General features: G+C 52.8%; 21 protein-coding genes. 12 read left to right on the forward strand and 9 right to left on the reverse strand.

All coding sequences use genetic code 11. The annotated features are described in order from the left end of the window. Nucleotides 1-43: 43 nt before the first annotated feature. Nucleotides 44-940: an LGFP repeat-containing protein gene (locus tag ACJSDX_RS01045; RefSeq protein ID WP_407993109.1), complete on the reverse strand. Its 897-nt coding sequence runs from the start codon at nt 938-940 to the stop codon at nt 44-46. A gap of 167 nt (nt 941-1107) precedes the next feature. Here ACJSDX_RS01045 and ACJSDX_RS01050 point away from each other — a divergent pair, with 167 nt between their 5' ends. The 4 genes from ACJSDX_RS01050 to ACJSDX_RS01065 all read left to right on the forward strand — a co-directional run bounded on the left by ACJSDX_RS01050 (nt 1108) and on the right by ACJSDX_RS01065 (nt 5633). Then, nucleotides 1108-1875 carry a GntR family transcriptional regulator gene (locus ACJSDX_RS01050; protein ID WP_407993110.1) on the forward strand — a complete coding sequence of 256 codons (768 nt, stop codon included), beginning with the start codon at nt 1108-1110 and terminating at the stop codon, nt 1873-1875. A gap of 6 nt (nt 1876-1881) precedes the next feature. Beyond that, nucleotides 1882-2862, forward strand: coding sequence for a PfkB family carbohydrate kinase (locus tag ACJSDX_RS01055; protein WP_407993111.1), 981 nt, complete (start codon nt 1882-1884; stop codon nt 2860-2862). Between the two features lie 82 nt (nt 2863-2944). Then, on the forward strand, nt 2945-5071 hold the full coding sequence (locus ACJSDX_RS01060) for a TonB-dependent receptor family protein (protein ID WP_407993112.1): 2127 nt from the start codon (nt 2945-2947) through the stop codon (nt 5069-5071). 205 nt (nt 5072-5276) lie between these two features. Then, nucleotides 5277-5633, forward strand: a complete 357-nt coding sequence (locus ACJSDX_RS01065) for a hypothetical protein (RefSeq protein WP_407993113.1) — start codon at nt 5277-5279, stop codon at nt 5631-5633. A gap of 138 nt (nt 5634-5771) precedes the next feature. On the opposite strand, the gene ACJSDX_RS01070 is transcribed toward ACJSDX_RS01065, so the two are convergent. Then, on the reverse strand, nt 5772-6371 hold the full coding sequence (locus tag ACJSDX_RS01070; RefSeq protein WP_407993114.1) for a cytochrome b: 600 nt from the start codon (nt 6369-6371) through the stop codon (nt 5772-5774). A gap of 75 nt (nt 6372-6446) precedes the next feature. Continuing rightward, complete coding sequence (locus tag ACJSDX_RS01075) at nt 6447-7400, reverse strand: beta-propeller fold lactonase family protein (protein ID WP_309566199.1); 954 nt, start codon at nt 7398-7400, stop codon at nt 6447-6449. Between the two features lie 144 nt (nt 7401-7544). Here ACJSDX_RS01075 and ACJSDX_RS01080 point away from each other — a divergent pair, with 144 nt between their 5' ends. The 6 genes from ACJSDX_RS01080 (at nt 7545) to lplT (ending at nt 14073) form a co-directional block, all read left to right on the forward strand. Next, the gene (locus ACJSDX_RS01080; protein WP_407993115.1) at nt 7545-8486 is read left to right on the forward strand and encodes a quinoprotein relay system zinc metallohydrolase 2; all 942 of its coding nucleotides are present in this window, start codon (nt 7545-7547) and stop codon (nt 8484-8486) included. A gap of 164 nt (nt 8487-8650) precedes the next feature. After that, the gene (locus ACJSDX_RS01085) at nt 8651-9385 is read left to right on the forward strand and encodes an energy transducer TonB family protein (protein ID WP_407993116.1); all 735 of its coding nucleotides are present in this window, start codon (nt 8651-8653) and stop codon (nt 9383-9385) included. After that, nucleotides 9382-10851 (forward strand): sensor histidine kinase, encoded by a 1470-nt coding sequence (locus ACJSDX_RS01090; RefSeq protein WP_407993117.1) that lies wholly within the window; start codon nt 9382-9384, stop codon nt 10849-10851. The genes ACJSDX_RS01085 and ACJSDX_RS01090 overlap by 4 nt, the downstream gene beginning before the upstream one ends. 86 nt (nt 10852-10937) lie before the next feature. Next, nucleotides 10938-11393, forward strand: a complete 456-nt coding sequence (locus ACJSDX_RS01095; protein WP_309566195.1) for a peroxiredoxin — start codon at nt 10938-10940, stop codon at nt 11391-11393. An 11-nt stretch (nt 11394-11404) separates the two neighbouring features. Then, entirely contained in the window at nt 11405-12802 is a 1398-nt protein-coding gene (locus ACJSDX_RS01100) for a PhoH family protein (protein ID WP_407993118.1), read from the forward strand. Nucleotides 12803-12891: 89 nt separating this feature from the next. Beyond that, nucleotides 12892-14073 (forward strand): lysophospholipid transporter LplT, encoded by a 1182-nt coding sequence (lplT, locus tag ACJSDX_RS01105; RefSeq protein WP_407993119.1) that lies wholly within the window; start codon nt 12892-12894, stop codon nt 14071-14073. 86 nt (nt 14074-14159) lie between these two features. Here lplT and ACJSDX_RS01110 read toward each other — a convergent pair whose 3' ends face one another. The 4 genes from ACJSDX_RS01110 to ACJSDX_RS01125 all read right to left on the reverse strand — a co-directional run bounded on the left by ACJSDX_RS01110 (nt 14160) and on the right by ACJSDX_RS01125 (nt 19318). Beyond that, nucleotides 14160-15494 (reverse strand): NAD(P)/FAD-dependent oxidoreductase, encoded by a 1335-nt coding sequence (locus ACJSDX_RS01110; RefSeq protein ID WP_309566192.1) that lies wholly within the window; start codon nt 15492-15494, stop codon nt 14160-14162. Between the two features lie 249 nt (nt 15495-15743). Further along, on the reverse strand, nt 15744-16298 hold the full coding sequence (locus tag ACJSDX_RS01115; protein WP_309566191.1) for a c-type cytochrome: 555 nt from the start codon (nt 16296-16298) through the stop codon (nt 15744-15746). 89 nt (nt 16299-16387) lie between these two features. Next, nucleotides 16388-17305 carry a substrate-binding domain-containing protein gene (locus ACJSDX_RS01120; protein ID WP_309566190.1) on the reverse strand — a complete coding sequence of 306 codons (918 nt, stop codon included), beginning with the start codon at nt 17303-17305 and terminating at the stop codon, nt 16388-16390. A gap of 135 nt (nt 17306-17440) precedes the next feature. Beyond that, nucleotides 17441-19318, reverse strand: coding sequence for a methanol/ethanol family PQQ-dependent dehydrogenase (locus ACJSDX_RS01125; RefSeq protein ID WP_309566436.1), 1878 nt, complete (start codon nt 19316-19318; stop codon nt 17441-17443). A gap of 271 nt (nt 19319-19589) precedes the next feature. On the opposite strand from ACJSDX_RS01125, the gene pip reads away from it, so the two are divergent. Then, nucleotides 19590-20543: a prolyl aminopeptidase gene (pip, locus tag ACJSDX_RS01130; RefSeq protein ID WP_407993120.1), complete on the forward strand. Its 954-nt coding sequence runs from the start codon at nt 19590-19592 to the stop codon at nt 20541-20543. 22 nt (nt 20544-20565) lie between these two features. Then, nucleotides 20566-21852 carry a YhjD/YihY/BrkB family envelope integrity protein gene (locus ACJSDX_RS01135; RefSeq protein WP_407993121.1) on the forward strand — a complete coding sequence of 429 codons (1287 nt, stop codon included), beginning with the start codon at nt 20566-20568 and terminating at the stop codon, nt 21850-21852. A 6-nt stretch (nt 21853-21858) separates the two neighbouring features. Here ACJSDX_RS01135 and ACJSDX_RS01140 read toward each other — a convergent pair whose 3' ends face one another. Both ACJSDX_RS01140 and ACJSDX_RS01145 read right to left on the reverse strand, forming a co-directional pair. Next, nucleotides 21859-22542 (reverse strand): Fe2+-dependent dioxygenase, encoded by a 684-nt coding sequence (locus ACJSDX_RS01140; RefSeq protein WP_407993122.1) that lies wholly within the window; start codon nt 22540-22542, stop codon nt 21859-21861. Between the two features lie 88 nt (nt 22543-22630). Beyond that, entirely contained in the window at nt 22631-24811 is a 2181-nt protein-coding gene (locus tag ACJSDX_RS01145; protein WP_407993123.1) for a TonB-dependent receptor, read from the reverse strand. Nucleotides 24812-24986 lie beyond the last annotated feature (175 nt).

Here is a 24986-nt window from a genome sequence, read left to right on the forward strand (position 1 = left end):
GCGCGCCACCCCATGAAAGGATAGCGCGCGAGCCTATAGCAGCTTAGCTTAGCCTTTCAAGGTATTTGCTCAAGTCGACTTTCGTCCCTTTTTCCAGCTTCACTTTTTCCGACATCTGCAAGATCAGGTTATATTGCACCCAGGCACCTTTTGCCTGCGTCCAGTTGATCACGCCTCCCTGGAACCTGCTCTGCCGGCCGCCTCCCTTGCGCGGCTCCTCATCAGAAATCGGGTACCCCAATTTACCGCGCTCCCACCCCAAGGTGGCCCACTGATTGCGGATCGCGCCCCGTACCGACCATGCTCCAGTCTTGGAGGTCCAATAGATAGATCCGCCTTCAAAGTGGTTATAGCGCCCTATCCCGTCCGGAGTGCCGCGCTCGTCAGTCAGCGCCCTGCCGAGGAAACCATCCGCCCCGCCCAATGCAGCATATTTTGCGCCGATCGCTCCGCCGACTTCGAACTCGCGTCGGACGCTTTCGATGATGTGATTGAAATTCATCTGGATCACCGATGGAAATGCGGCACGTCCACCATGTTCACCTAATTGCCCGATGAAATTGGAAATACTATTCAAGATTCTGCTGGCAACATTAGCAATCGCGCCATACTCTTGACCGAATATGCTGGCGGCTTCGGTCACCAGGCCAGTATCAAACTGGGGGTTGCCCTGGATCTGGATCCTGGTACGCCAATTTACCAACGTACCTTGGTGATCAAATTGCATATCAAGCTGACAATGGTCATCTTTTGCCCCGCCGCGGATATGATCAAGTTTAGTGAATAACTGCAGGCCCCCGCCTATCGGCGTCGATACCATTGGCTTATAGGTACGGTAGTTGCTACCGGCAGCCTTGTATTCAGCGGCAGTGCGACTTTTATAGCGCCATCCGCCCAACCTGCTTCCCAGCTCGTTAAAGTCCAGTGTGATTTTTGCCATATCAAACCTCCCGGGGGTGAAGATTAAAGGAAGGCCAATGTTATTATAATTTTATAAATATGGATATATTTATATATGGCACTATGTTTGTATATTCCTGTTGAGTTTTCGTCAAAGTGGAAGTTAATATGCCATTGATTGTTTTGTAGGACAAATGCGTGCCCCCATTGAAGAACACCAAAGCTAACGTAGCTTCCATCACCAACTTGATTACATTGGATAAGAACGCGAGCGACCCGCTCTACGCACAGCTTTATCAGCAGCTTGAATCCCTGATATTGCAGCAGGAACTCAAGCCGGGCACACAATTGCCTACCGAAACCGCATTCTCGGAAGCACTCGGCGTCAGCAAGATCACCATCAAGCGTAGCTACATGGAATTGCGCAACCGCAAGCTGATTACCAGCAACCGCAAGGGCGGCACCACCGTGCTCACCCCCGGACGGCTCGACACCCACATGTTCAAGCTACGTGGTTTCACCGATGAAATGCGCGAACTGGGCATGACACCTTCCACCCGCATTCTGGATAAATCCATCATCAATGACCGTGGCATGGCTTCCATGTTTGGCCTCAATTCCAACACCCCACTCCTCAAACTGGAGCGTATCCGCTACGGGGACGAAAAGCCGCTCTCGCACGAAATCGCCTGGTATAACCTGCACCACCTGCCGGAACTCGCCTCTGCCGACTTGCATGGCTCCATCTACCAAGCGATCAACCAGCAATGTCAGCATCATCTGGACTGGTGCGAGCAGACGGTCGAAGCCGTCCTTTCCAACGACATCGAAAACCAGGCCTTCGGCTTCAGCTTCCCCCAGCCCTGCCTGCTGATCAAGCGCCGCAGCTATTCACATGACGGCATCCTGTTGGAATATGTGGAGGGCACATTCCGCGGCGACGCTTATGCCTACCGGGTCAAGATGAAAGGATAAAACTCCATGCTGGCAAGCTTCAAACCTACAGCCTCCAACGCTTACGTGCTTGCTAGCCTCATGATCGCGCATATCTATTTCGTACGCCGCTTTCCAGCGCCCGGCGAATCATGGCAGGCAGATGATTTTTACTGCGAAACCGGCGGCAAGGGCCTGAATGTCCTGGTCGGCCTGCGCAAACTCCAAATACCCGTCGACGGCATCCTGCCTTGCGGTTCGCATCCATCATCACAACAGCAATGCCAAGATATATTGTCGCAGTGGCAACTCCGCCATATCGCTTCCGCCGTGACGGCCAAGTACAATGGCCACGGCGTCGCATTGATCGATGCGCAAGGACAGAATCAAATCATCGTTCATCCCGGAGCCAATGCCCTCCTTGATGAAACGCATGTCCAACAGCAAGCAGCGTCCATCCAGCAGGCCGACCTCATCTACGCCCCCTTCGAACTGCCTGATAACGCCATCTTGGCAGCCTTCAAGATCGCACATAGCGTTGGCAGCATGACAGTGCTCAATCCATCCCCTTACCATGCCATCAGCTCCGAACTGCTCGCGCTTACCGACGTACTGATCATGAACCAGACCGAGGCGCAGGCATGGCTGAATGGCGCACCAGGAAATTTCAACTCCTGTGCGGCCGCACTCGCATGGCTGCATGCCATTCGCTTCAACCAACGCTTTCCTGGCAAGTCGATCATCATCACTTTAGGCTGCCAGGGAGCAGTCGCCATCCTTGAAGACGGCAGCACATACGAGCAAGCAGGATTTCGCGCTGAAGCCATCGACACTATCGGCGCAGGCGATGCGTTTGCCAGCGCCTTTATTGCTAGCCTGCTTCAAGGCAACATCATCACCACCGCCTTGCAACATGGCTGCGCCAGTGCCAGCCTGACGGTCCGTCAACGCGGCCTTCTGCCCCACCTGCCCACCGCAAGCGCTTTGCAGGACTTCCTGGCCGGGCAAGGTTCCGGTGCAAATTCATGATTATCTTGATGGTCAAACCGATCGCTTTCGCCTATGCTCGCCTGCTCGTAAAACAGTTTAAAAGCATCGTCGGGGAGTCAGCATGCATCATTCCAGGTTTCACCTCAAACTCATTCCACTCGCCGTACTAAGCGTATGCTGCAGTAGCACCGCCCTGGCAGAAGACACCACGGAAGAAAACAAGGATGACCTTCAAGTCATCTCCCCGGTTGTCGTGACGGCCACCCGCGCAGCACAGCGTAGCTTCGACCTGCCAGTGGCAATTGACGTGGTCGGCAAGGAAAACATCCAGGACGGCCTGCCGCAAATGACCTTGTCCGAAAGCCTGATCCGCGTTCCGGGCATCACTGCGCAGAACCGTACGCAGATGTCTCAGGACCCTCAAATTTCAACCCGTGGTTTCGGTGCCCGCTCTGCGTTTGGCGTACGTGGCGTACGCGTATATGTCGATGGCATTCCATTGACCTACCCCGATGGCAGCGGTCAACCGGGCAGCGTTGACCTTGGCGCCATGCAAGGCATTGAAGTCATGCGCGGCCCGTTCTCCGCACTGTATGGCAACTCTTCCGGCGGCGTTGTGCAGTTGCTAACGGAAAATGCACCGGCAGGCCATGAGTTATCTGCTGGCGTATTATTCGGCAGCTACGATACCCGCCGCGAAAATGTACGTGCTGCAGGCACTGCAGACGGCTTGGAGTATCTGATCAACTACAGCAATTACTCCTCCGACGGCTACCGCGACCATAGCCGTAACAAAAAAGAACAAGGCACCGCCAAATTCCGCTTCAACTTGAATGAGGAGACTAAGCTCACCACACTGATTAATTGGTTTGATCAGGAAGCAGATGATCCGTTGGGATTAAGTCGTGTTGATGTTAGATCAGATCGCAAACAAGCTATTGCCTCCGCATATGGTGCAGATACTCGCGTGTCTCGCAGCCAAACCCAAGTTGGTTTCAATCTGGAACACACAATTAACGAAAATAACTCTATCAATCTTATTTCTTATGTAGGGAATCGTAAAAACGAACAATACCTTTCCACTAGAGGATTAATAAGTGGAAGATGGGAAGGGCGGGCCAGCTCTATTGACCGTGAATTCTGGGGAACCGACTTGCGTTGGAACAACAAAGGTGAACTATTCAGCCGTCCATACACAATAAGCCTAGGCCTGACATATGGCAAGATGAGTGATGATCGTCTAGATATTAATACTTACAATGGCATAAAGCGTACCGATGCAAATCGATTGAATCGAGATGAAGAAAATATCGCCACCAATTCCGATAAGTATATCCAGGCACAATGGTCGGTCTTAGATAGTTTGGATCTGCATTTTGGTGCCCGCCGAACCAAGGTCAAGTTGGAAGTCGATGATCATCGTGGCACCAACGACGGTAGCGTCACCTATGAGAAAACCACACCTGTCGCTGGTGCAGTTTGGAAAGTTTCTCCAACTTGGAATATCTATACTAACTATGGCAAAGGCTTCGAAACTCCCACTTTTGCTGAAGCAGCTTATGCCACCGTTACCCCTGCAGTTACTGGCCCTAACTTAGGCTTAAAACCTAGCGAAAGCCGCAACTTCGAAGTCGGCACAAAGGCATTTATCGGCAGTAATACTGTTGCCAATTTGACTTTGTTCAATGTACGTACTGATGATGAAATTGTTGTGCAGCAAAACCTGAACAATAACGTCACCTACATGAACGCTAGCAAAACCAAGCGTAATGGTATTGAGCTATCTATTGACTCTAAGCTTGCCAATAATATTTCACTGTTCGGTTCTTACACGTTGTTACGTGCAAAGTTTGATGATGACTATACCTATGTTTTTAACGGAACACCTCGAACTGTAGCGTCGGGTAATTACATTCCCGGAACTTATCGCAGTCAAATTTATGGGGAAATTGCATGGAAACATCAAGTTACAGGATTCAATACAGCTTTTGAAGCTCGACACAATAGCAAAGTTTACACTGATGATCAGAATACAGAGTCTGCCACCTCTTACACCATCTTTAATATTCGTGCCGGCTTCCAACAGAAACTGGAGAACTGGCGCTTCAGTGAATATTTACGAGTAGAAAATATCTTCGACAAAGAATATATCAGCTCCATTCGGGTTAATGATAACAATGGTCGTTTCTACGAACCTGCTGCAGGCCGCAACTGGTTGTTAGGGCTTAACGCGACCTATATCTTCTAAGCTTTACTGACGTCATCTTCAAATAAAAGAGATGCTGCGACTGCAGCATCCCTTTTGTTTTTCATGCGCAATCACTTTGATCCCGAACCAAACCCTTCGAAAAATCCGAAGTATTTATCAGTGAATAATATGTTTTTCTTGCGATCTTCGTCTAGTAGGATGGGCACCATGGCAAGACAAAATATTAATTCACTATTTGGAGACGATGATGAATAAGACTGTTGTAATAGCGAGTGTGGCGCTTGCGGCTTCCTGGGCTTCTTTTGCCCAGGCAGAGGAGCATAACGCGGCCCTGTTCGATCAGCAGGTGTTGGCTGCGGCGACGATTAATCCCAGCCGCCTGGCTACCGATGCACGTGTGGCAGAGTCCGAAGCGGTGATTACACATAAAGATGTGGTGCAGTCCCGCAACAATCGTCCTCACTTCAGGCATCACTTTAATGTGAACCGTATCGATACGAGCGGAGTGAGTGCAAACCGCAATGCCGGGAAGAAGTTTGTGTATGTGACGCATCCTAAGCATCACTTCAAGGTCAAGCGGTATGTAGGCGGGATAAAGTAAGTACGCCGGTATCTGCAAACAGGTAGTCCAGTTCATTCTGGCCACCATGAAAAAACACCCTCAGGATAATAGTCCTGAGGGTATTTTCATATCGGCACGCTGTTACGCAGGATGTAACAACAAGATGATCAATAAGCTTTAGTTAAATAATGACATCCGCTTCAGGATATTGTCCTTGTCGATAAATTGATGCTTGAGCGCGGCTGCAATATGCAGGCCGATCAAGGTAACCAGTATTGCGGCAGAGAACTCATGCGCCGCCACAAAGAAATCCCGCAGTCCGGCGTTGTCCAAGCCTGGCAATACCGGGACGGAAAACCAATGCAGGCCGTATTTGCTATATAGCGTAGTCAACAGCCCGCTCGCGGGCATCAATACCATCATGAGATACAGCAGATGATGGGTGCCGTGGGCCACTGCTTTCTCCCAACGCTTCATCGAGTCGGGCAAGGCTGGCGGCCGGTGCATCAGCCGCCAATACAGCCTGAGGCCGACCAGCAGAAGCACGGTGAAACCGATTGATTTGTGCAAATTGAAATAAAAGGTGCGGGGGGTGGCCGCCTCGGCAAGTTGCCAGGTATAAGCTCCCAAGTCGAAGAGATCAATGCTTGTGATTTTGTCTCCGCCGCGGGGAAGCTCGTTCATATACCAACCAAGCGCAAACAGGAAGAGTATGGCGATCGCAATCAGCCAATGTAGCGTGATTGCCACCTTGGTATACCTGTTGGGGTTATTCATGGTCATTCCAACCTAAACAGCCCCGGCACTTGCCAAGTAGTGGCAGATGCCGGGGCCAGGGTCAATCAACAATGGCTAATGGACGAACACGCCCCATGGCGTATCACCAACCGGGATTTCCTTCAGGGCCTTGTCCGTGGAGGTGTCGACGACCGTCACCGAGTTGGACTTACCATTGGCGACATACAGCTTCTTGCCGTCCGGGGTCAGGGCCATGTTCCATGGACGCTTGCCGACCGGGATGGTAGCTGTCACTTTATTGGTGGCGGTATCGATCACGGACAGGCTGCCGTCCCCGCCATTCGAGATATACACTTTCTTGCCGTTAGGGAGCACTTGGACGCCATTGGAGCGTTGACCTACTGGAATCGTCGCAATGACTTCGTGTTTGCTGGTATCGAAAACGGATACGTTGCCTGCCGCCTCATTGGCGACATAAGCGCGCGAGCTGTCCGGCAGGAAGCCGATACCGCGCGGACGTTCGCCAACTTCCACTAACTTGATGGAAGCACGCTTCGCAACATCGACGATATCGACATACTTGGCTTCTTCAGCGCTGACGTACATCCATTTGCCATCGGGGCTGAATTCGGCATGTTCAGGGTTTTTGCCCTGCATCTGCACGATGTAGCTTACCTTATGGGTGCTGGTATCGATCACGGCCACGCTGTTGTCTTCTTCGTTGGCTGCCGAAATCCATTTGCCGTCGTGTGAGATGCCCACGCCTTCCGGCGACTCTTCGAGCTTGATCTTGTCAGTCACTTTCTTGGTCTTAAGATCAATGACCAGCAGGGCGTTTTGCTTCTGGTCGCTCACGAAAATGTATTTGCCGTCCTTGGTGATGGCGGCACCGCGGGGCTTCTTGCCCGCATCGAAGGTATCCACGACCTTGTCGGTCTGGGTATCGATCACTGAAATCGTCCCCGATTTCTCATTGGTGGAATAGGCAAAAGGCGCCGCGAGCAAGGAGCTCGAGAACGCCAGCGCAGCCGCAGCCGTCATGAGCTTTATCTCAAATTTGCATTGCATAATACATTCTCCAATAGTATTTAAAATATTGTTTTTGTCGTTTACACGCATTGTTTCAGACGCCGCGATACTTCTCAAGTTCAATTAGGGTGTTTACAGAATTGTATATACCCATTTAACATGCAATTTTGCAGTTTCCTCATTATGGCTCGCCGACTCATCCATTATTTTACGCTCCTGTTATGCATCGCCAGCGCCCTCTGGATGCTCCCTGCCGACAGCGCGCCGGCGGCACTGCCCATGCAGCAAGTAGCCTTGGGGGTCTATATGCACCAAGGCGCCCACCTTGACCTGGATGAAGGATACCAAGGGGATATCAGCAATATCGGCTTCGTCATCGGCACAAAAGGGGTAGCCGTCATTGACACTGGCGGCAGCAAGCGAGTAGGGGAAGCCCTGCTCGCCTCAATTCGCAAGGTCACTAACTTGCCCATTTTGTATGTGATCAACACCCATATCCATCCCGATCATATTTTTGGCAATGCAGCCTTCAAGCAGGAATATCCAGTCTTTATCGGCCATGCCAAACTCGCCAATGCCATGGCCTTGCGCAGCGATGCCTATTTGCGCCAAGGCCATAAGCTTCTTGGAGCACAGTTCTCGGGCAGCGAAATCGTCCAACCGACCCAATTGGTGGAATCCACCCAGGAACTGGATATTGGCGAGAGAAGGCTGCTGTTGACGGCATACCCCAATGCCCATACCAATACCGACCTTACGGTACTGGATGAACAAACCGGCACCTTATGGACAGGCGACCTGCTTTTCATCGAGCGCGCCCCTTCCATTGACGGCGATATCAAGGGGTGGCTGTCAGCGATTGCAAAGCTACAGCAACTCCAAGGCATCCATCATGCAGTCCCCGGGCACGGCCCAGTCACGCAGGATTTTCAGGGCGCCTTGGACAACCAGTCCCGCTACCTCAAGCTCTTGCTGCATGACGTACGCGAAGCCATCAAGCAAGGCCGCAGCATGGAACAGGCGATGGATAGCGCTGCGAGCAGCGAAGCTGCTCGCTGGCAATTATTCAATGCGGTCAACCGGCGCAACGTCAATCTGATTTATCCCGTGCTTGAATGGGAATAATTCCAAAAAGACAGCCATGGTCAGTCTATAATCAGCGATGCCTTTCTTTGACAACGTACAGTAATTCACCTTACACCTTGGTTGCGATCGCCCATTCAATCCCCACACCAGCCGGCCAGCACAGCATCGGCTGGGCCGTTCTGGCGTCGTTGGCGCTTCATGTCATGCTGTTGATGCAACTGCCTGTCCTGGATTTTACCTCTCCAGAAACGCCCGTGCCGCCGCCCCTGCAGGTTGAGCTGACACCGCAACCCAACCCTGCCCAATCCGCTGCGTTGCCGGAGCCTGAAACCATTGCGCCAGCGGAGCCAGTCAAACAGCCGGAGCCCGAACCTGTACCCATTGTTCCCAAGCCAACGCCAAAACCTGTGCCCCCGCCGCCAAAACCTGCGCCCAAGCCGCCGGAACCGCCCAGCATGGCGGATAAGCCTTCCCAGCATGAAGCCGTGGAAACTCCCCTGCCAGCCGCCGTTCCCGATGTCATGACAGCTCCGCCCAGGGAAACCCCGACGCCGGCCCCGGTCGCTCCCGTAGCGCCTCCTGCGCCAGAACCCGCCCCGCCGCCGCAACCGGCCGGGCCAAGCCAGCAGGATATAGATGCCGCACGCAGCTTGTACGGCAGCCTGCTTTCACGCGCTATCGCCAAGTACAAGCAATATCCGCGGATTGCCCAAATGCGGGGATGGGAAGGCGAAGTACTGCTGGAGGTGCATTGCGACGAGACCGGCCACGTGCTTTCGACGCAAGTGAAGAAATCCAGCGGCCATAACGTATTGGATGAACAAGCCATCACCATGGTGAAGAAAGCGTCCCCATTGCCGCAACCGCCCGAAATATTGCGCAACAGCAAGCACCTGGTCATTCTGGTTCCCGTTCCCTTCACACTGGAAGCGTCATGAGCAACCAGCCGCAGGCAAAATCGCTCCGGGATGTCTTGCTGATCCATGAATTGACGTTTTTCCTGCTGGTCATCCTCGCGGGAACGGCCGGCGTAATCGGCATGCGCATCTGGGACCAGTCCTCGCAGGAGTCGCAACGCATCCATCTCATGGTGCAGGAAATCCAGCAAACACGCGGCGACTTATACAGGCAGATGAAGGAGTTGTTTGACCTGCACTTCTTGAAGGATCCGCAAGCGCAAGAGGAATATAACGTCTACACCCTTTCGATTGACACGCATTTCCGCAAATTACTGAAGCTCACCGCCGATAGCCAGGAAAAATCGGCCATCATGGAATTGAATGCCAGTTATCAAGATTTGATCCAAGAAACCCAACATATCTTCGCCCTGGTGGAAGACTACAACAATGCTGAGCTGGAGAAGGTGCTAAACACCCATTTGGAATCCAGCATCTTCCACCATTACGAAATTATTTCCGCCCGGGCAGAACGCTTGCTGCTTTTGAAGCATAGCGAGCTCTCTGCCCGGCTGGAGGATGTCAAGCACACGGCATTCACCCTGTTGATCATCCCGATCGGGCTGGCGTTGTTGCTACTGCTGTTCTCCCATATTTTCCTCAAACGGGCGATTGTGCGCCCCATCCGCAACGTGTTGCACGCCACCAGCGAGATCAGCGCAGGCAACCTCGATCACAAGGCACCTGAAGAGGGGGTTGCCGAGCTGGCTGCATTGTCATCCGCCATCAACAGCATGGCACATGAATTGACCCACAGTCAGGAAGCCTTGGTACGCTCGGAAAAACAAGCCGCCCTTGGCCTGCTGGTGCCCATGCTCGCTCACAACATCCGCAATCCATTGGCCAGCATCCGTGCCACGGCGCAAGTGGCGGACAACACCCACCTCGACCAGGAAACCCGCGACTCGCTCACTGCCATCATCAGTACCGTTGACCGCCTGGACCGCTGGACCCGCGCATTGTTAGCCTACCTGCACCCACTGAAGCCGCATGCCAGCGCCACCACGCTGCGCCAGATACTGCAAGGCGCACTCGCCCCATTACAGCAGAAAATCCAGGAGAAGCAGATATCGGTACGACTGCCGGATTGGCAGGACATGAACGACCGCATGCTCACCGATGAGAACCTGCTGGAGCAGGCACTCTACAACCTTCTCCTGAATGCCGTGGAAGCGTCCCCTCAATCCAGCGAAATCGCCATTGACTGCGATATCGCCGAGGATAGCCTGCATATTACGATCAGCGACCAGGGGCCGGGCATGCCGTTTACCCCGGATCCACATGCGGCCAGCCCAGGCCCTACAACCAAGCGCTTTGGCACCGGACTCGGGATCCCTTTTGCATTCAAGGTCATGGAAGCATTATCCGGGCACATCCACTTCAACCACAGGGTCAAGGGCGGCACAACGACTGAAATCATCTTGCCGCGCGACTATCAATCTGAATGAAACTAATATGAATATCACCCCATAACTTGCTTGCCATATCCTCAGTTTTTATCAACAATGAGAGCGTCTAGAGCTTACTGTCCACTATGTTGAATCAAGCAATTCCCGACTTTGAATTACCTTCCACCAGCGGAAAAATTTTCAAGCTTTCCGACTATATCGGCAAAAAACTGATCGTTTACTTCTATCCCAAGGACAATACCCCCGGCTGTACCAACCAAGGCAAGGACCTACGCGACCTCTACGAGGCATTCCAGGCTAGCAATACGGAAATCGTCGGCATTTCGCGGGACGGCCTCAAGTCTCACGAGAACTTCAAGGCTAAGTTCAACTTTCCGTTTGAACTGCTATCAGATGCGGAAGAAAAAGCCTGTACGTTGTTCGACGTAATCAAGATGAAGAAACTTTATGGTAAAGAAGTACGTGGCATAGAACGCAGCACTTTCGTCATCGATGAACAGGGCATCCTGATCCATGAATGGCGGAAAGTGAAAGTAGACGGCCACGCACAGCAAGTGCTCGAATTCATTCAATCCCTTTAAAAGGCCGCCAGATGATCAGAAAGCGCACAGCAAGCACCAAACTGTTTGTACTTGACACCAATGTGCTCATGCACGACCCGTCAAGCCTGTTCCGCTTCGAGGAACATGATATTTACCTTCCCATGGTCACGCTGGAAGAGCTGGATAACAACAAGAAGGGGATGACAGAGGTTGCACGCAATGCGCGCCAGGCAAGCCGTAACCTGGAAGAGATTGTGGGAACCAACCTGGCGGACCTGGAAAAAGGCTGTCCGCTCTCCATTCATGGCAATAAGCACGTCAGCGGCAAGCTGTTCCTGCAAACCGAGGCAGTGACAACGGAACTGCCCATGCTGGCCGGCAGCAAGGCGGACAACCAGATACTGAGCGTAGTGCTCAGCCTGCAGACATCGCAGCCGAGCCGGGAAGTGGTGCTCGTCAGCAAGGATATCAATATCCGCATCAAGGCACGCGCGATTGGCGTGGCTGCTGAAGATTATTTCAATGACAAGGTGCTGGAAGACACCGACCTGCTCTACACCGGCATGAAGGAGCTTCCGGCAGACTTCTGGGACAAGCACAGCAAGGCCATGGAATCCTGGCAGGATGCCGGCAGGATGTTCTATCGCATCACCGGGCCGCTCTGCAAGAGCTTTCTCATCAATGAATTCGTCTATTACGAATTCGAGAAGCCCTTTCACGCGATCGTACGTTCGATTGAAGGCAATACTGCCGTATTGGAAGTGGTCAAGGACTATACCCAGTCCAAACACAACATCTGGGGCATCACGGCCCGCAACCGCGAGCAGAACTTCGCACTCAACCTGCTGATGGACCCGGAAGTGGACTTCGTCACGCTGCTGGGCCAGGCCGGCACTGGCAAAACCCTGCTGACGCTGGCCTCTGCGCTAACCCAGACACTGGACAAAAAAATTTACAGCGAAATCATCATGACCCGCGTCACCGTTCCCGTCGGCGAGGACATCGGTTTCCTGCCCGGCACGGAAGAGGAAAAAATGGCCCCGTGGATGGGGGCGTTGGAAGACAATCTCGACGTACTCAACAAGTCCGACGAGGATGCGGGGGAATGGGGCCGCGCGGCCACCCAGGACCTGATCCGCACCCGCATCAAGGTAAAATCATTGAACTTCATGCGAGGACGCACTTTCCTACATAAGTTCCTGATCATCGATGAAGCCCAGAATCTGACTCCAAAACAGATGAAAACCCTCATTACGCGTGCAGGACCCGGGACTAAAGTCGTTTGTTTAGGTAATATTGCGCAAATTGACACGCCTTATCTCACTGAAGGCAGCTCCGGCCTGACCTACGTAGTCGATCGCTTCAAGGGCTGGGAGCATAACGGGCACGTTACCCTGGTTCGCGGCGAGCGATCCAGGTTGGCAGATTTTGCAGCAGATATATTGTAATAATCGGCCACTACTATGACTCAATCTGGCATAGCCAGTCACAATGACAGGATAAATGCACCTTCTTATCAGGGTGTAATAAAGCAGCGATGAACTGGGGTTTTTATATCATACTGCTGGCGCAGTTCTTATCCGCGCTGGCTGACAATGCATTGCTGTTCACCGCAATTGCGCTCCTGAGAGACATGGAGGCCCCTAGCTGGCACGACCCATTGCTGCAATGGTTCTTTGTCATCTCCTACATCATCCTCGCCCCTTTCGTCGGCGCGTTTGCCGACGCTTTTCCCAAGGGCCGGGTGATGTTCGTCTCCAATGCCATCAAGTTTATCGGCAGCATGGCCATGGTGCTTGGCATGCCGCCCTTGTACGCCTATGGCATAGTCGGCATAGGGGCAGCCGCCTACTCGCCCGCCAAGTACGGCATTCTGACGGAATACCTGCCGCCATCCATGCTGGTGAAAGCCAATGGCTGGATGGAGGGTTCCACCGTCATGGCCATTGTGTTGGGAACCGTGGTCGGCGCCATCCTGCCCAGTATCAATATCCAGGTTGCCATGATCGTGATCACGGTGCTTTATCTCTCGGCAGCCATCTTCAATATCTACATCCCCAAGGTGCCGGTGGACCACAAGCCCCCCAAGAAAACGCCTACCTTTCTCATCAAGGATTTCTGGCACGCGACCAAGACGTTATGGAAGGATGCGCAAGGCCAGGTCTCCTTGGCGGTCACCACCTTGTTCTGGGGGGTCGCAGCCACGTTGCGTTTCGTCGTCCTGGCTTGGGCCGGCTTTGCCTTGAATTTCACCCAGGAGCAATCCACCTATCTCATGGTGGTCGTCGCTATCGGCATTGCATTTGGCTCCATCGCTGCTGCACGCATGATCAAGCTTGAACATTCAGCCCGCGTGCTCCCCGTGGGTATTGCGGTAGGGCTGCTGGTCATTGGGATGGCATTTGTAAGCAACTGGATCGTTGCCTGCATCCTGCTGCTCATGATCGGCGCCTTGAGCGGCTACCTCGTCGTGCCATTGAATGCATTGCTGCAGCATCGCGGCCATTTATTAATCGGTGCAGGCCATTCCATTGCGGTGCAGAACTTCAATGAAAACCTCGGCATTGCCGCCTTGATCAGCCTTTATACCTTGATGATCAAGGCAGACATCCACATCAATTTCATTATTGTGGTCTTTGGCCTATTTGTCAGCCTGAGCATGGGTGGAATATACAAGCTATTTCAAGCGCAGAACGCGGTGCAGCACAAATCGGAATAGCCCTCCCGCAACCATGTCGCCTCAATCAATAAAAAGCCCGGACAAGTATCCGGGCTTTTTATTGATTAGATATCGCTAGAGAGGCATTAATGCAGCTTAACCCGGGCCTCTGTCCTGCGCGTAATCAGGCGCGCCAGTATCTGGAGCACCACGGCGAAGAACCCATGCAGCGCCATTAAGTGCATTTGATATAAAGACTGATACATCAGGCGTGCAAACAAACCTTCGATATACATGCTGCCGCCCGCAATCGCACCCATCAGGCTGCCTACTGTAGAGTAGCGCCCAAGATTGACCAATGAACCGTAATCCCGGTAGGTGTACTCAGGCAGGTTGTCTTTGCCTGCCACACGGGCTTTCACTGTCTTCACCAGCATGGAGGCCTGCTGGTGAGCAGACTGGGCCCGCGGGGGCACGTTCTCGTCATGTCCGGGCCATGGGCAAGCCGCGCAATCGCCGAAAGCAAAGACATTCTCATCCAGCGTGGTTTGCAGCGTGCGCTTGACCACCAGTTGATTGATGCGGTTCACTTCGAGGCCATCCAGTTCACGGAGGAAGTCGGGCGCCTTAATGCCTGCCGCCCACACTACCAGCGCTGAAGGAATGAAACGGCCGCTATGGGTATATACCCCTTTATCCGTCACTTCGGTAACCCGCTCCCCTGCGTAAACGTGCACACGCAGCTTGCGCAGCTCAACGTCCACCGCCATTGACAGCTTGGGCGGCAGCGCCGGCAATACGCGGTCGCTCGCTTCAATAATGGAAATCTTGATATCGCGATCGGGGTCAATCCTATCCAGGCCAAATGCAGCCACTTCACGGGTGGTATTGTGCAGTTCCGCAGCAAGCTCGACCCCTGTGGCGCCAGCCCCGACAATAACCACTTCCAGTTGCCCAGCCTGTACTGGTTCGGCCTGGGTTTGTGCACGAATCAAAGCATTGGTTAATTGCTTATGGAAACGTTCAGCCTGGTTTTGCGTATCCAGCGCAATAGAATGCTCACGTGCGCCGGAAATACCGAAGTCATTGGTCGTACTGCCAACCGCAATGATTAAGGTATCGTACTTGAAAGTACGCCGGGGGATGACTTCCACACCTTCATCAAAATAAGGGGCGACATATACCTCTTTCTTGGTTCGATCCAAGCCGTCCATGCGCCCAAGCCGGAAGTGAAAGTGATGCCAGTGCGCCTGGGCAATGTACTCAAGCTCATGCTTGTCCGGATTCATGCTGCCTGCGGCGATTTCATGCAGCAATGGCTTCCAGACATGGGTGCGGGTGCAATCGATCAGGGTGATATGCGCTTTTTTCTTGCGTCCCAGACTTCTGCCCAGGCGCGTAGCTAGCTCCAGTCCACCTGCCCCACCACCGACGATCACGACACGGTGCAAATCTGAATTTGTTTGCGTTTCCAATTGCATAACTTCACTTTCCAGGACTAATCAATATAAATCCGTACATCTCACGGCAAGCATAGCGTTGCTATATCACAACCACCCCTCAATGACCATGGTAGCTGGCTTGCACAAAAAGGAATGCTTTGATTTTACCTCTAAAGGCCGGGCTTCGCGCATAAAAAAACGGCCATTGAATAAACAACGACCGTCTTTTCTTTATAGAGGAGGATCAGCGAGTGCTGGATCGCACCCGCGCCACCCCATACTACTTCATTATTGTGGCTTTTCGTTCAACCATGGCTTGTCGCCGCCGCCCTTGTATTGGCTGCGCAGGAAAGCGACGATCTTCAAGATTTCGTCAGTTGAAACCAGGTCTGGGTTGCCAGATACTTGCTTGTGCCAAGTTGCCATACCACCATTGGTACCACCTGCAATGGTTTCAAACAAACCCTTGTCGGTAATATGCTTGGAGTATTGCCAACGGTCGTCGGTAATCGAAACTGCTACCTGGCCGTCGCCATTTGGACCATGGCAAGTCGTGCAGGAATAAAGACCGAACTTCTTCTTACCTTGCTTGGCCTTCTCTGGATCGGCTGCATAAACCTTAGTGTACGGATTGACACAAGTTTCCAGGAACTGCTTGGCTTCTGGGGTATCATCATCAGCCACCTTGATATTCAGAGGGCTATTGTCCTTGGTGGACACCAGGTTGCAGGCAGCACTCGCCTGCATTGGCATCGCCAATCCTGCCAGCGCCAGCACAGAGGCTGCCAAGGTTGCTTTGATCACTCCATGATTCAACATACTTTCTCCTTGCTTTTTGAACATTAAACTTCGACTACTTATTAAGAACTAACGAGTCTGCACTTCAATTAACGTGTCAGACTATGAATAGTTGACCCAGTTCATGAAAAATACTATTCAAATTTGGGAATTACATCACCCTTGTTTTTAGATTTTTTCTCGATGTCGTCGCCCTCGACCACTGGCACGTGAGGAATGCCGTACTCATCAAGGATCTTGATGATGTCGTCATGACGGCGGTCCAGCACTTCCTGCAGCATCGCCAGGCGCTCCTTGTCGCGCTTACGCACGCCTAGCGAAATATTCCAATATTCCTTGCCATGGATATTCTCTTGTTCATATTCCGGGGCAGGAACCACAACCAAGGGAATAGGGGCCTTTTTGGCGTAATAGCCGGCGATGGGGCCCCAAAGGATAGCGACATCAATTTCACCCTTGACCAGGTCGTCAATCACAAAACTGGGCGGCAAATTGAGGTCGCGCTGGATACGGTATGGACGGGAGTTGCCGAGCAAGCCCTTGTCGTTAAGCGGCCGGGAGGGCGGCGTCTGCCCTACCACGCCGATAATGCCTTTATGCAGGTCCGGGGAATCCCAGTCCTTGATGTCATACCCGCTATCCTTGCGGTAAACGAATACGTAGCCTGAACGGTAATAAGGCTTGGATGTCGCCATCATGTCATTACCGGCGACCGTGCCGATAATCACATCACACCGACGTGCATTCAATGTATTACGGATGAACCCCATACGGTCATACCAGAATTGGTAGGTCAGGGTCTTGCCAAGATCCTTGGCAATCAATTCGGCAATTTTGTTCTCAAAGCCTTCCTGCTTGCCGTTTGAGTAGGGTAAGTTGTCATAGTCCGCGCAGACCTTCAATTCATTTGGATTGTCTTCACGTACCGGGAGGCCTCCGCGCCCCACCTCGGTGTCGACTTCCAATGCATTGCCAGCACCGCCTGCCATCGCAACCTGGCTCACGCCGGACAACACGAGTACTAATGAAACCTTCTTCAGCGTTTTTAACATTACTTACTTCCTTCTGCGTTGATAAGCCTGCTAACTAATTGCCTATCAAAGATAAAAAGCACCCCGTCCTAAGACAGGGTGCTTGGGAGCAACTAACCTAATGTCAGCTTTGAATCTTCTGCATTAATCAGACGATTACAGGCTGAACACGTTCAGTGCACCGCCGCCAGGAGCAGCGTTGTACTTGGTCAGTTCTTTGTAGCCACCAGCAGCGCCCAGCGCATCGGTGTCGTTGTCAAGGCCAAGGTTCATCGCAACGCCAGCCCAACCGCCGATACCGGACAGTACGCCAACGTATTGCTTACCCTTGTGGGTGTATGTGAAAGCGTTACCGATCACACCGGAACCAACTTGGAACTTCCAGAGTTCCTTACCGGATTGTGCGTCAACAGCCTTGAACCAACGGTCCAGAGTGCCGTAGAACACCAGGTCGGAAGCAGTTGTCAGTGCGCCACCCCAAGCAGAGAACTTCTCCTTGTTGTACCACTTGCTCTTGTTGGTCATTGGGTCATAAGCAGCAAAGCCGCCCATTACGCCGTCAGGACCAGCAAACATGGTCAAAGTAGCACCAACCCATGGTTGACCGGCGATGTACTTGGACTCAACTGGCTCGTATGTCATACAAACGTGGTTCAGTGGAGAGTAGACCAGGCCAGTACGTGGGGAGTAAGCAGCAGGCTGCTGATCCTTGGTACCCAGCGCAGCAGGGCAGATACCCTTAGCGTTGTAGTCTTGGTGAGTAGAGTACTTACCATCCTTCTGAGGAACACCGCTCTTCAGATCAACACCAGTAGCCCAGTTAACGAATGGGTGTACTTTTTCAGCTGCAATGATGCTGCCGGTATGTGCATCAAAGGTATAAGCGAAACCGTTGCGGTCATGGTGCCAAGCGTAAGTCTTGCCGCCCTTGTCGAACAGGATCACTTCATTGATGCCGTCATAATCCCACTCATCGTGAGGAGTCATTTGATAACCCCACTTAGCGATACCAGTATCTACATCGCGAGCGAAAATAGTCATGGACCACTTGTTGTCACCAGGACGTACGTCTGGGTTCCAAACGGATGGGTTACCAGTACCGTAGTAAACCAGGTTGGTTCTGTGGTCATATGGCCACCAGCCCCATGTGGAACCACCACCGTGCTGCCAACCATCCTTAACAGCTTGCGGTTTCAGCCAGGTCTTAACACCCAGGTCCTTTTCAGGGAATTTCAGCTTTTCCTTAGGCAGAGCCTTGAAAGAGCCGCCTTCCTTGTTACCGCCGTTTACGTCTTCATATACGGACAGTGAGCTGTAGTGAGGATTGTCCTTGTTGAAATCCTTGCCGATCAGCACTTCGCTGTCAGGACCGGTGCTGTATGCCTTCCATACCAGCGCGCCATCCTTCAGGCTGTAAGCAGCCAGGAAGCAGCGAACACCGAACTCAGCACCGGAACAACCAGTCAGGACCTTGTCCTTGATGACGTGAGGAGCGTTGGTGTTGGTAGCGCCAACCTTAGGATCGTTTACCTTAACGTCCCAAACCTTTGCACCAGTCTTCGCATCCAGAGCAACCAACACGCCGTCGTTCTGTTGCAGGAAGATCTTGCCGTCGCCGTAACCCAGACCGCGGCTTACGTTATCGCAGCAGAGAACAGCTTGCACGGAAGGATCTTGCTTAGGGAAGTAAGCCCAGACAATCTTTTGATTGTCGTTCAGATCAAGTGCGTAAACGTTGTTAGGGAATGCTGTATGCACATACATCATGTTGCCTACAACAACAGGAGAGCCTTCGTGACCACGGTTTACACCGGTTGCGAATTGCCAAGCTGCCTTAACGTTCTTGACGTTGCTCTTGTTGATTTGGTTCAGGGTGCTGTAACCCTGATTATTATGTTGACCGCGTGGATGTGCCCAGTTGTTAGGATCCTTCATTGCGGCTTCTTGGTCAGCAGCTGCAGATGCAACCATAGGCAAAGCCATAGCCATGCCAAATGCCACACCAAGCGCCAGCTTGATTTTGCTCATCTCCATTTTTATAAATCTCCATAGTGATACTACTAAGGGTTTAACAAGACCCAGCCCCACATATACCACCTCCCATTTATAATTACGGGTTGTTGCAGCATCTTTGAGACTTTGCCTTTTACTCACTTTAAAGCGAGTAGACTGCATCTTAGTGCAGGAAAAAATGTTTTGCAATACTTCATTTACATTTTACTTACAATTAAATAATTCCTAAACTTGGTGAGACAATTTCCCATATATAGAAAAATAATCTCCTTCACAGACGAGACCTCCATTCATGACTCACGCGCTTTTCCCGGACATTCAACCTTATCAGCAAGGCATGCTGGCCGTCTCAGGCCTGCATTCCATTTATTACGAGCAATCGGGGAATCCAGCCGGCCAGCCCGTGGTGTTCCTGCACGGCGGCCCCGGCAGCGGGTGCAACCCAGGACAGCGCCGTTATTTCGACCCGGCCCATTACCGCATCATCCTGTTGGATCAACGCGGTTGCGGGCGCAGCACCCCGCAAGGAGAAGTTGAGGAGAATACGATCGACCACCTAGTGGCCGACCTGGACGCGCTGCGCCGGCACCTGGCCATTGACCGCTGGCTGGTATTCGGCGGCTCATGGGGCAGCACCCTGGCGCTGAACTACGCCTTGGCATATCCGCAACATGTCGCCGGGCTCATTCTCCGCGGCATTTTCCTCAGTCGCCCAAGCGAATTGGATTGGTTCCTGCACGACGTACAGCACTTCTTCCCGGAAGCCTGGCAGCAATTGCTATCCTACTTGCCAGCAGCTGAGCAGCATGATCCCTTGAGCGCATTCGCGAAGCGCGTGTTTTCAGATGAGCCATCCATCAGTGAGCCAGCCGCCATTCATTGGAACGCTTTCGAAGCCAGCATCATGACCTTATTGCCGAGCGCCACCACTAGTGAGCAAGGCATCAACGGCAAAATCGAGCTGGCGCGCGCCCGGGTGCAAATCCACTACATCAAGAACCAGTGCTTTGTGGGAGAACGTAATTTATTGGCAGAGGCCGCCGCAAAGCTGCAACAGATCCCGACCGTCATCGTGCAAGGTCGCTACGACATGGTATGCCCGCCATTGACCGCGCACGAGCTCCACAACGCCATGCCGCATGCGGAACTTCACATGATTCCCGACGCGGGCCACTCAGGCATGGAAGCCGGCACCAGGAGCGCCCTGATTGCCGCCACAGAGAAATTCAAGCAAGCTCTACACTAAGCAGGGCAACAGGAGCGGTTTTTTGGCACTCAACATTTCCAAGGTCAAACACCTGGGCAGCCATCCGGCATTGCATAAGTCGCGCCGCGCTTACGCACGCCAGCGTTACAGCACGCCGTTCTTCGTGTTGCGTGAAACGCTGATCAGCTTCCAGGTTCACAACGGGTTTGGCATTTCTGCGTCGCTGTCGTTTTACGCCATGTTTGCCTTGATTCCGCTAATCGTGCTCATGTTTTTCCTGTTGAGCCATTTGGTGGTGTCGTCCAACTATGCCACCGTCAAACTGGCGATCATCGTCAGCAACCTGGTGCCCAACCTCAGCAACCGCATCATGGTGGAAGTCTATAACGCCTCACAGCATAAGGCCGCCTGGGGCGTTTTCGGTTTCATCGCCATGTTCTGGCTGGCCGTGCCATTGGCAGGCGCCTTGCGCTCGGCCTTCTACACCATCGCCAGCATCCAGGAAAAGCCTTCGTTCCTGCGGCGCCAGATCAAGGATATCCTGGGCGTGCTTGGCATATTGTTGATGTTCTTCCTGTTTACCATCCTGGGGCTGGGGATAGAAAAAGTGATCAACATCCTGGAACCGCATACCGCCTACTCCAAATACATCAACTCGGCCACCTCCATCGCACTCACCACATTATTGACCGCGATCTTCTACCGCGTTTATTTCCCAGTACGGCTGCGTCTATCTCATATCATGATCGGCGCCGTTGTGACCGCCCTGCTGTGGCTTGCCATGCGTCCGGCCTTCAGCTTGTTCTTGTCTGTGAACCCTGCTTATGGCGCAGTATTTGGCGGCATGAAGAACCTCTTCATCTCGATTGCCTGGCTTTACTACACTTTTGTGGTATTCATGCTCGGCACCACGCTGATCTCCACGCTGCGCAAAAAAGATGTGCTATTGCTGCGAGGGCTGTTCGATCAGATGCCGGAGGACAAGACAGCTTACTTGGACGAATTGATGGAGCGTTATGGCAAGACATTCCAGCGCGGCGACTATATTTTTAGAGTCAATGATAACTGCCATGACCTTTATTACCTTGTCTCAGGCCAGATCAAGCTCATGCTGGGAGAGAAATTGCTGCGCGAACTCGACAGCGGCGATTATTTTGGCGAAATGGCCTTCCTCACCCAAACCCCCAGGGTTGCAGACGCTATCGTGATTTCCAAGGAAGCCGGGGTCGTCGTCGTCAACGCAGAGAATATCGAAACGCTGCTGCAAGGCGAGCCGCAAATCGCCATGAACTTCCTGCGCCAGATAGCGACGCGACTGCAGCACAGCCATATAAACGGCTCGGCTTAAGCCGCCCTAGCTATCCGCCCACATCCGCAATAGATTGTGATAGACGCCGGTCAGGCGGATCACCTCGGGGTCCTTGCCGCCGCGCTCGGCCCCAATCGCCTGGATGCTGCTGTCCAGCTGGAACAGCAAAGTACGCTGCGCATCGTCGCGGATCATGCTCTGCATCCAGAAAAACGATGAAACCCGGGCTCCGCGCGTGACAGGCGTCACGTGATGCAAACTGCTGGAAGGGTAAAGCACCATATGTCCTGCTGGCAGCTTCACCTCCTGGGTGCCGAACGTATCTTCAATCGTCAGCACCCCACCGTCATAATCCTCAGGCTCAGAGAAAAATAAAGTGGCGGAAAGGTCGCTGCGGATGCGGAAATTGGTGCCGCGCAATTGGCGGATCGCATTATCCACATGCGTGCCAAACGCTTGCCCGCCCTCATATCGGTTGAACAGGGGCGGAAACACTTTCAGAGGCAAAGCTGCCGAGATGAACAAAGGGCTCATGCCCAATGCATCCTGGATCAAATCCCCGACTTGGCGCGCCACAGGCGAACCTTCCGGCAGCTGCATATTATTCTTGGCCAAAGCGGATTGGCTGCCTGAAGTGACATTGCCATCCACCCATTCTGCGGCATCCATCAATTGCCGGCACTGCGCCACCTGTTCCTTGCTCAACACTCCTGGAATTTCAATCAGCATTTTATTTACCCATCAAACCAACAAGCAAAAACCCTATAGAGAGTTTACCTCTCTATAGGGCTGGCACGCTAAACTCTACTACAAAACGTTAATAATTAAAGTTCAGGCTCAGGAAAGCCAAACGGCCCGGCGCAACCACAGCATAATGCGTTGAATAAGCCGCGTTGAAATAACGCTTGTCCGTCAGGTTCTGCACATTCAACTGCAAGCTCAGGTTCTTGTCTATGTCGTAGCGCGACATGAAATCAAACCGCGTATAGGACGGAATCTCAACCGTATTGGCCACATTGCCGAACTGCTTGTCCACATAGAACGCCCCTCCACCGACTGTCAATTTTGGCAGGATAGCGTAAGTTGTCCAGAGGCTGGCGCTGTTTTTCGGCGTGTTGGCAAAGTCGTTTCCCTTCGCTGCAAGGCCAGTTGCATTTGTGCCGCCGTCCACGACTTCGCTGTCAAGATAGGTATATCCTGCAAAAGCCTGCCAGTTGGACGTCAGCTTGCCTGCCAGGCCCAACTCCACACCCTTGATCTTCATATCGCCCGCAGTATCGGTTGTTCCATCGGACAAAGTGACGCGTGCGTTGGTTTTTTCCGTGCGGAAAACAGCAGCGGTCAATGCAAGGTCTTCCAGCACATCCCATTTCACGCCGAGTTCGGCACTGCGGCTGCGCTCGGGCTCAAGGTTCTGATTGGCTGCGCTGATATTGTCATTCCCCGTGCCCAGCGTCAGGCCTGTCGGGGTTGACGATGTGCCATACGAAGCATAAACACTCATATTCGACTGCGGCTTGTATACCAGCCCTGCCTGATAGTTCCAGAAATGCGCGCCATTCTTCAGCTCATTGGCGAATGCGTTTGTATTCCTATTGAACTGATAACTATCGGTAGAATAATCGTCGTAGCGAACACCTACATTGGCAAGCCATTGCTCATTGAACTTCACGCTATCGAACACATAGGCGGCCCGCGTAATGGCGCGCGTCGTCGTCTGTGTCGGGCTATCAGTCACAGTGCCGGTGTATGGATCGCTGGGGTTGGGGTCGTATAGACTCGTACAATTTGTCGTAGCCCCCAAAGCGGTAGAGCAATCTCTTCCTGCGCCATTATTCACTATGCTATACGGGCGGTTCTTGGTTTCCTCATGACTATATTCAACACCGGTATTGAGCTTATGCCCCACATTCCACGTATCGAAAGCAACGCTCAAATCCGTCACGTTGGCCACGGTCCTGGTGGTGGCATTGCGGCTTTTTGCAGAGCGGAACACGCGCCCATTGACAACGTTCCCGGCGGAATCGTCCGGCACAGTCACGATATAGTCGTTGGTTGAAACATCATAGCGCGTCACATTCTTCAGGATCACGTCATCGCTGAACGCATGCTTGAGGGTAGCCGTGCCAGAGTCAATTTCCGTCTTGCGGAAATCACGGTGGGCGTATCCGTAGAAATTGTCCTTGCTGACACTTGCAGGCCTGCTTGGATTGGCCTCGCTGCGCCCGGCCAGCGTGTAGGGAATACCGTAATCCGGCGTATCGTCCGTATTCAGGTGGTAATAGCTCAGATTCAACGAAGTAGGCGAATTCATGCCAAACGTAATGGAGGGCGCTATGCCGAATTTCTTGACATCCACGTCGTCCCGTCCAGGGGTGTCTGCCGTATGGCTCAGCAATGCCAGGCGCACGGCAATGTCTTCGTTGACCGCATAGTTGCCGTCCACAGTCACGCGGCGGTATTTATCCGTACCCAGGCCCACACTGCCTCCAATGAAATTCTCGGCCTTGGGCTGCTTGGTGACCAAGTTGATGCTGCCCCCTGCCGACCCGCGGCCATCAAAGGCGCCACTAGGCCCCTTGATCACTTCCACCGATTCCAGCGCGAAGATTTCCCGCGATTGCGCCCCGATACTGCGAACACCGTCCACGTAAATAGAAGCTTGAGCATCAAAGCCACGGATGAATGGCCTGTCGCCGACCGCCCCCCCGCCCTCACCAGTACCCAGGGTAATCCCTGGCACCGTACGCAGCACCTCTTCCAGAGACACCGATCCCGTATCCTTGATCACGCTTTCGGAAATCACCGTCACGGATTTCGGCGTATCCAGCAAAGGGGCCGTAAATTTAGAAGAAGATGTACGCTCGGCCTTATAGGAGGTTGTTTTCTCTTTTGGCGCCGCCACGTTTACTTCAGGCAAAGTACTCACGTCCTCTGCAGCGACCGCCGACCCCGCGAATACCAGCCCGACCGCCACGGCAACACGATCAAGGCTCAATCCATTTGTTTTTAATATGTTGTCTTGCACGATTACCCTTCCATTTCCCTGAAAAATATTTGGGAAACGGAATATAAATGATAGACATTACCAATTCAACACAATGCCAGAATGGATATTGCACACTCCAGTTTTCTTTACATTGCCCGAAAAATAAAAAAATCTCTGCCAAACA

This window comes from Methylobacillus draconifructus (assembly GCF_045984355.1).
GTDB lineage: Bacteria > Pseudomonadota > Gammaproteobacteria > Burkholderiales > Methylophilaceae > Methylobacillus > Methylobacillus flagellatus_A.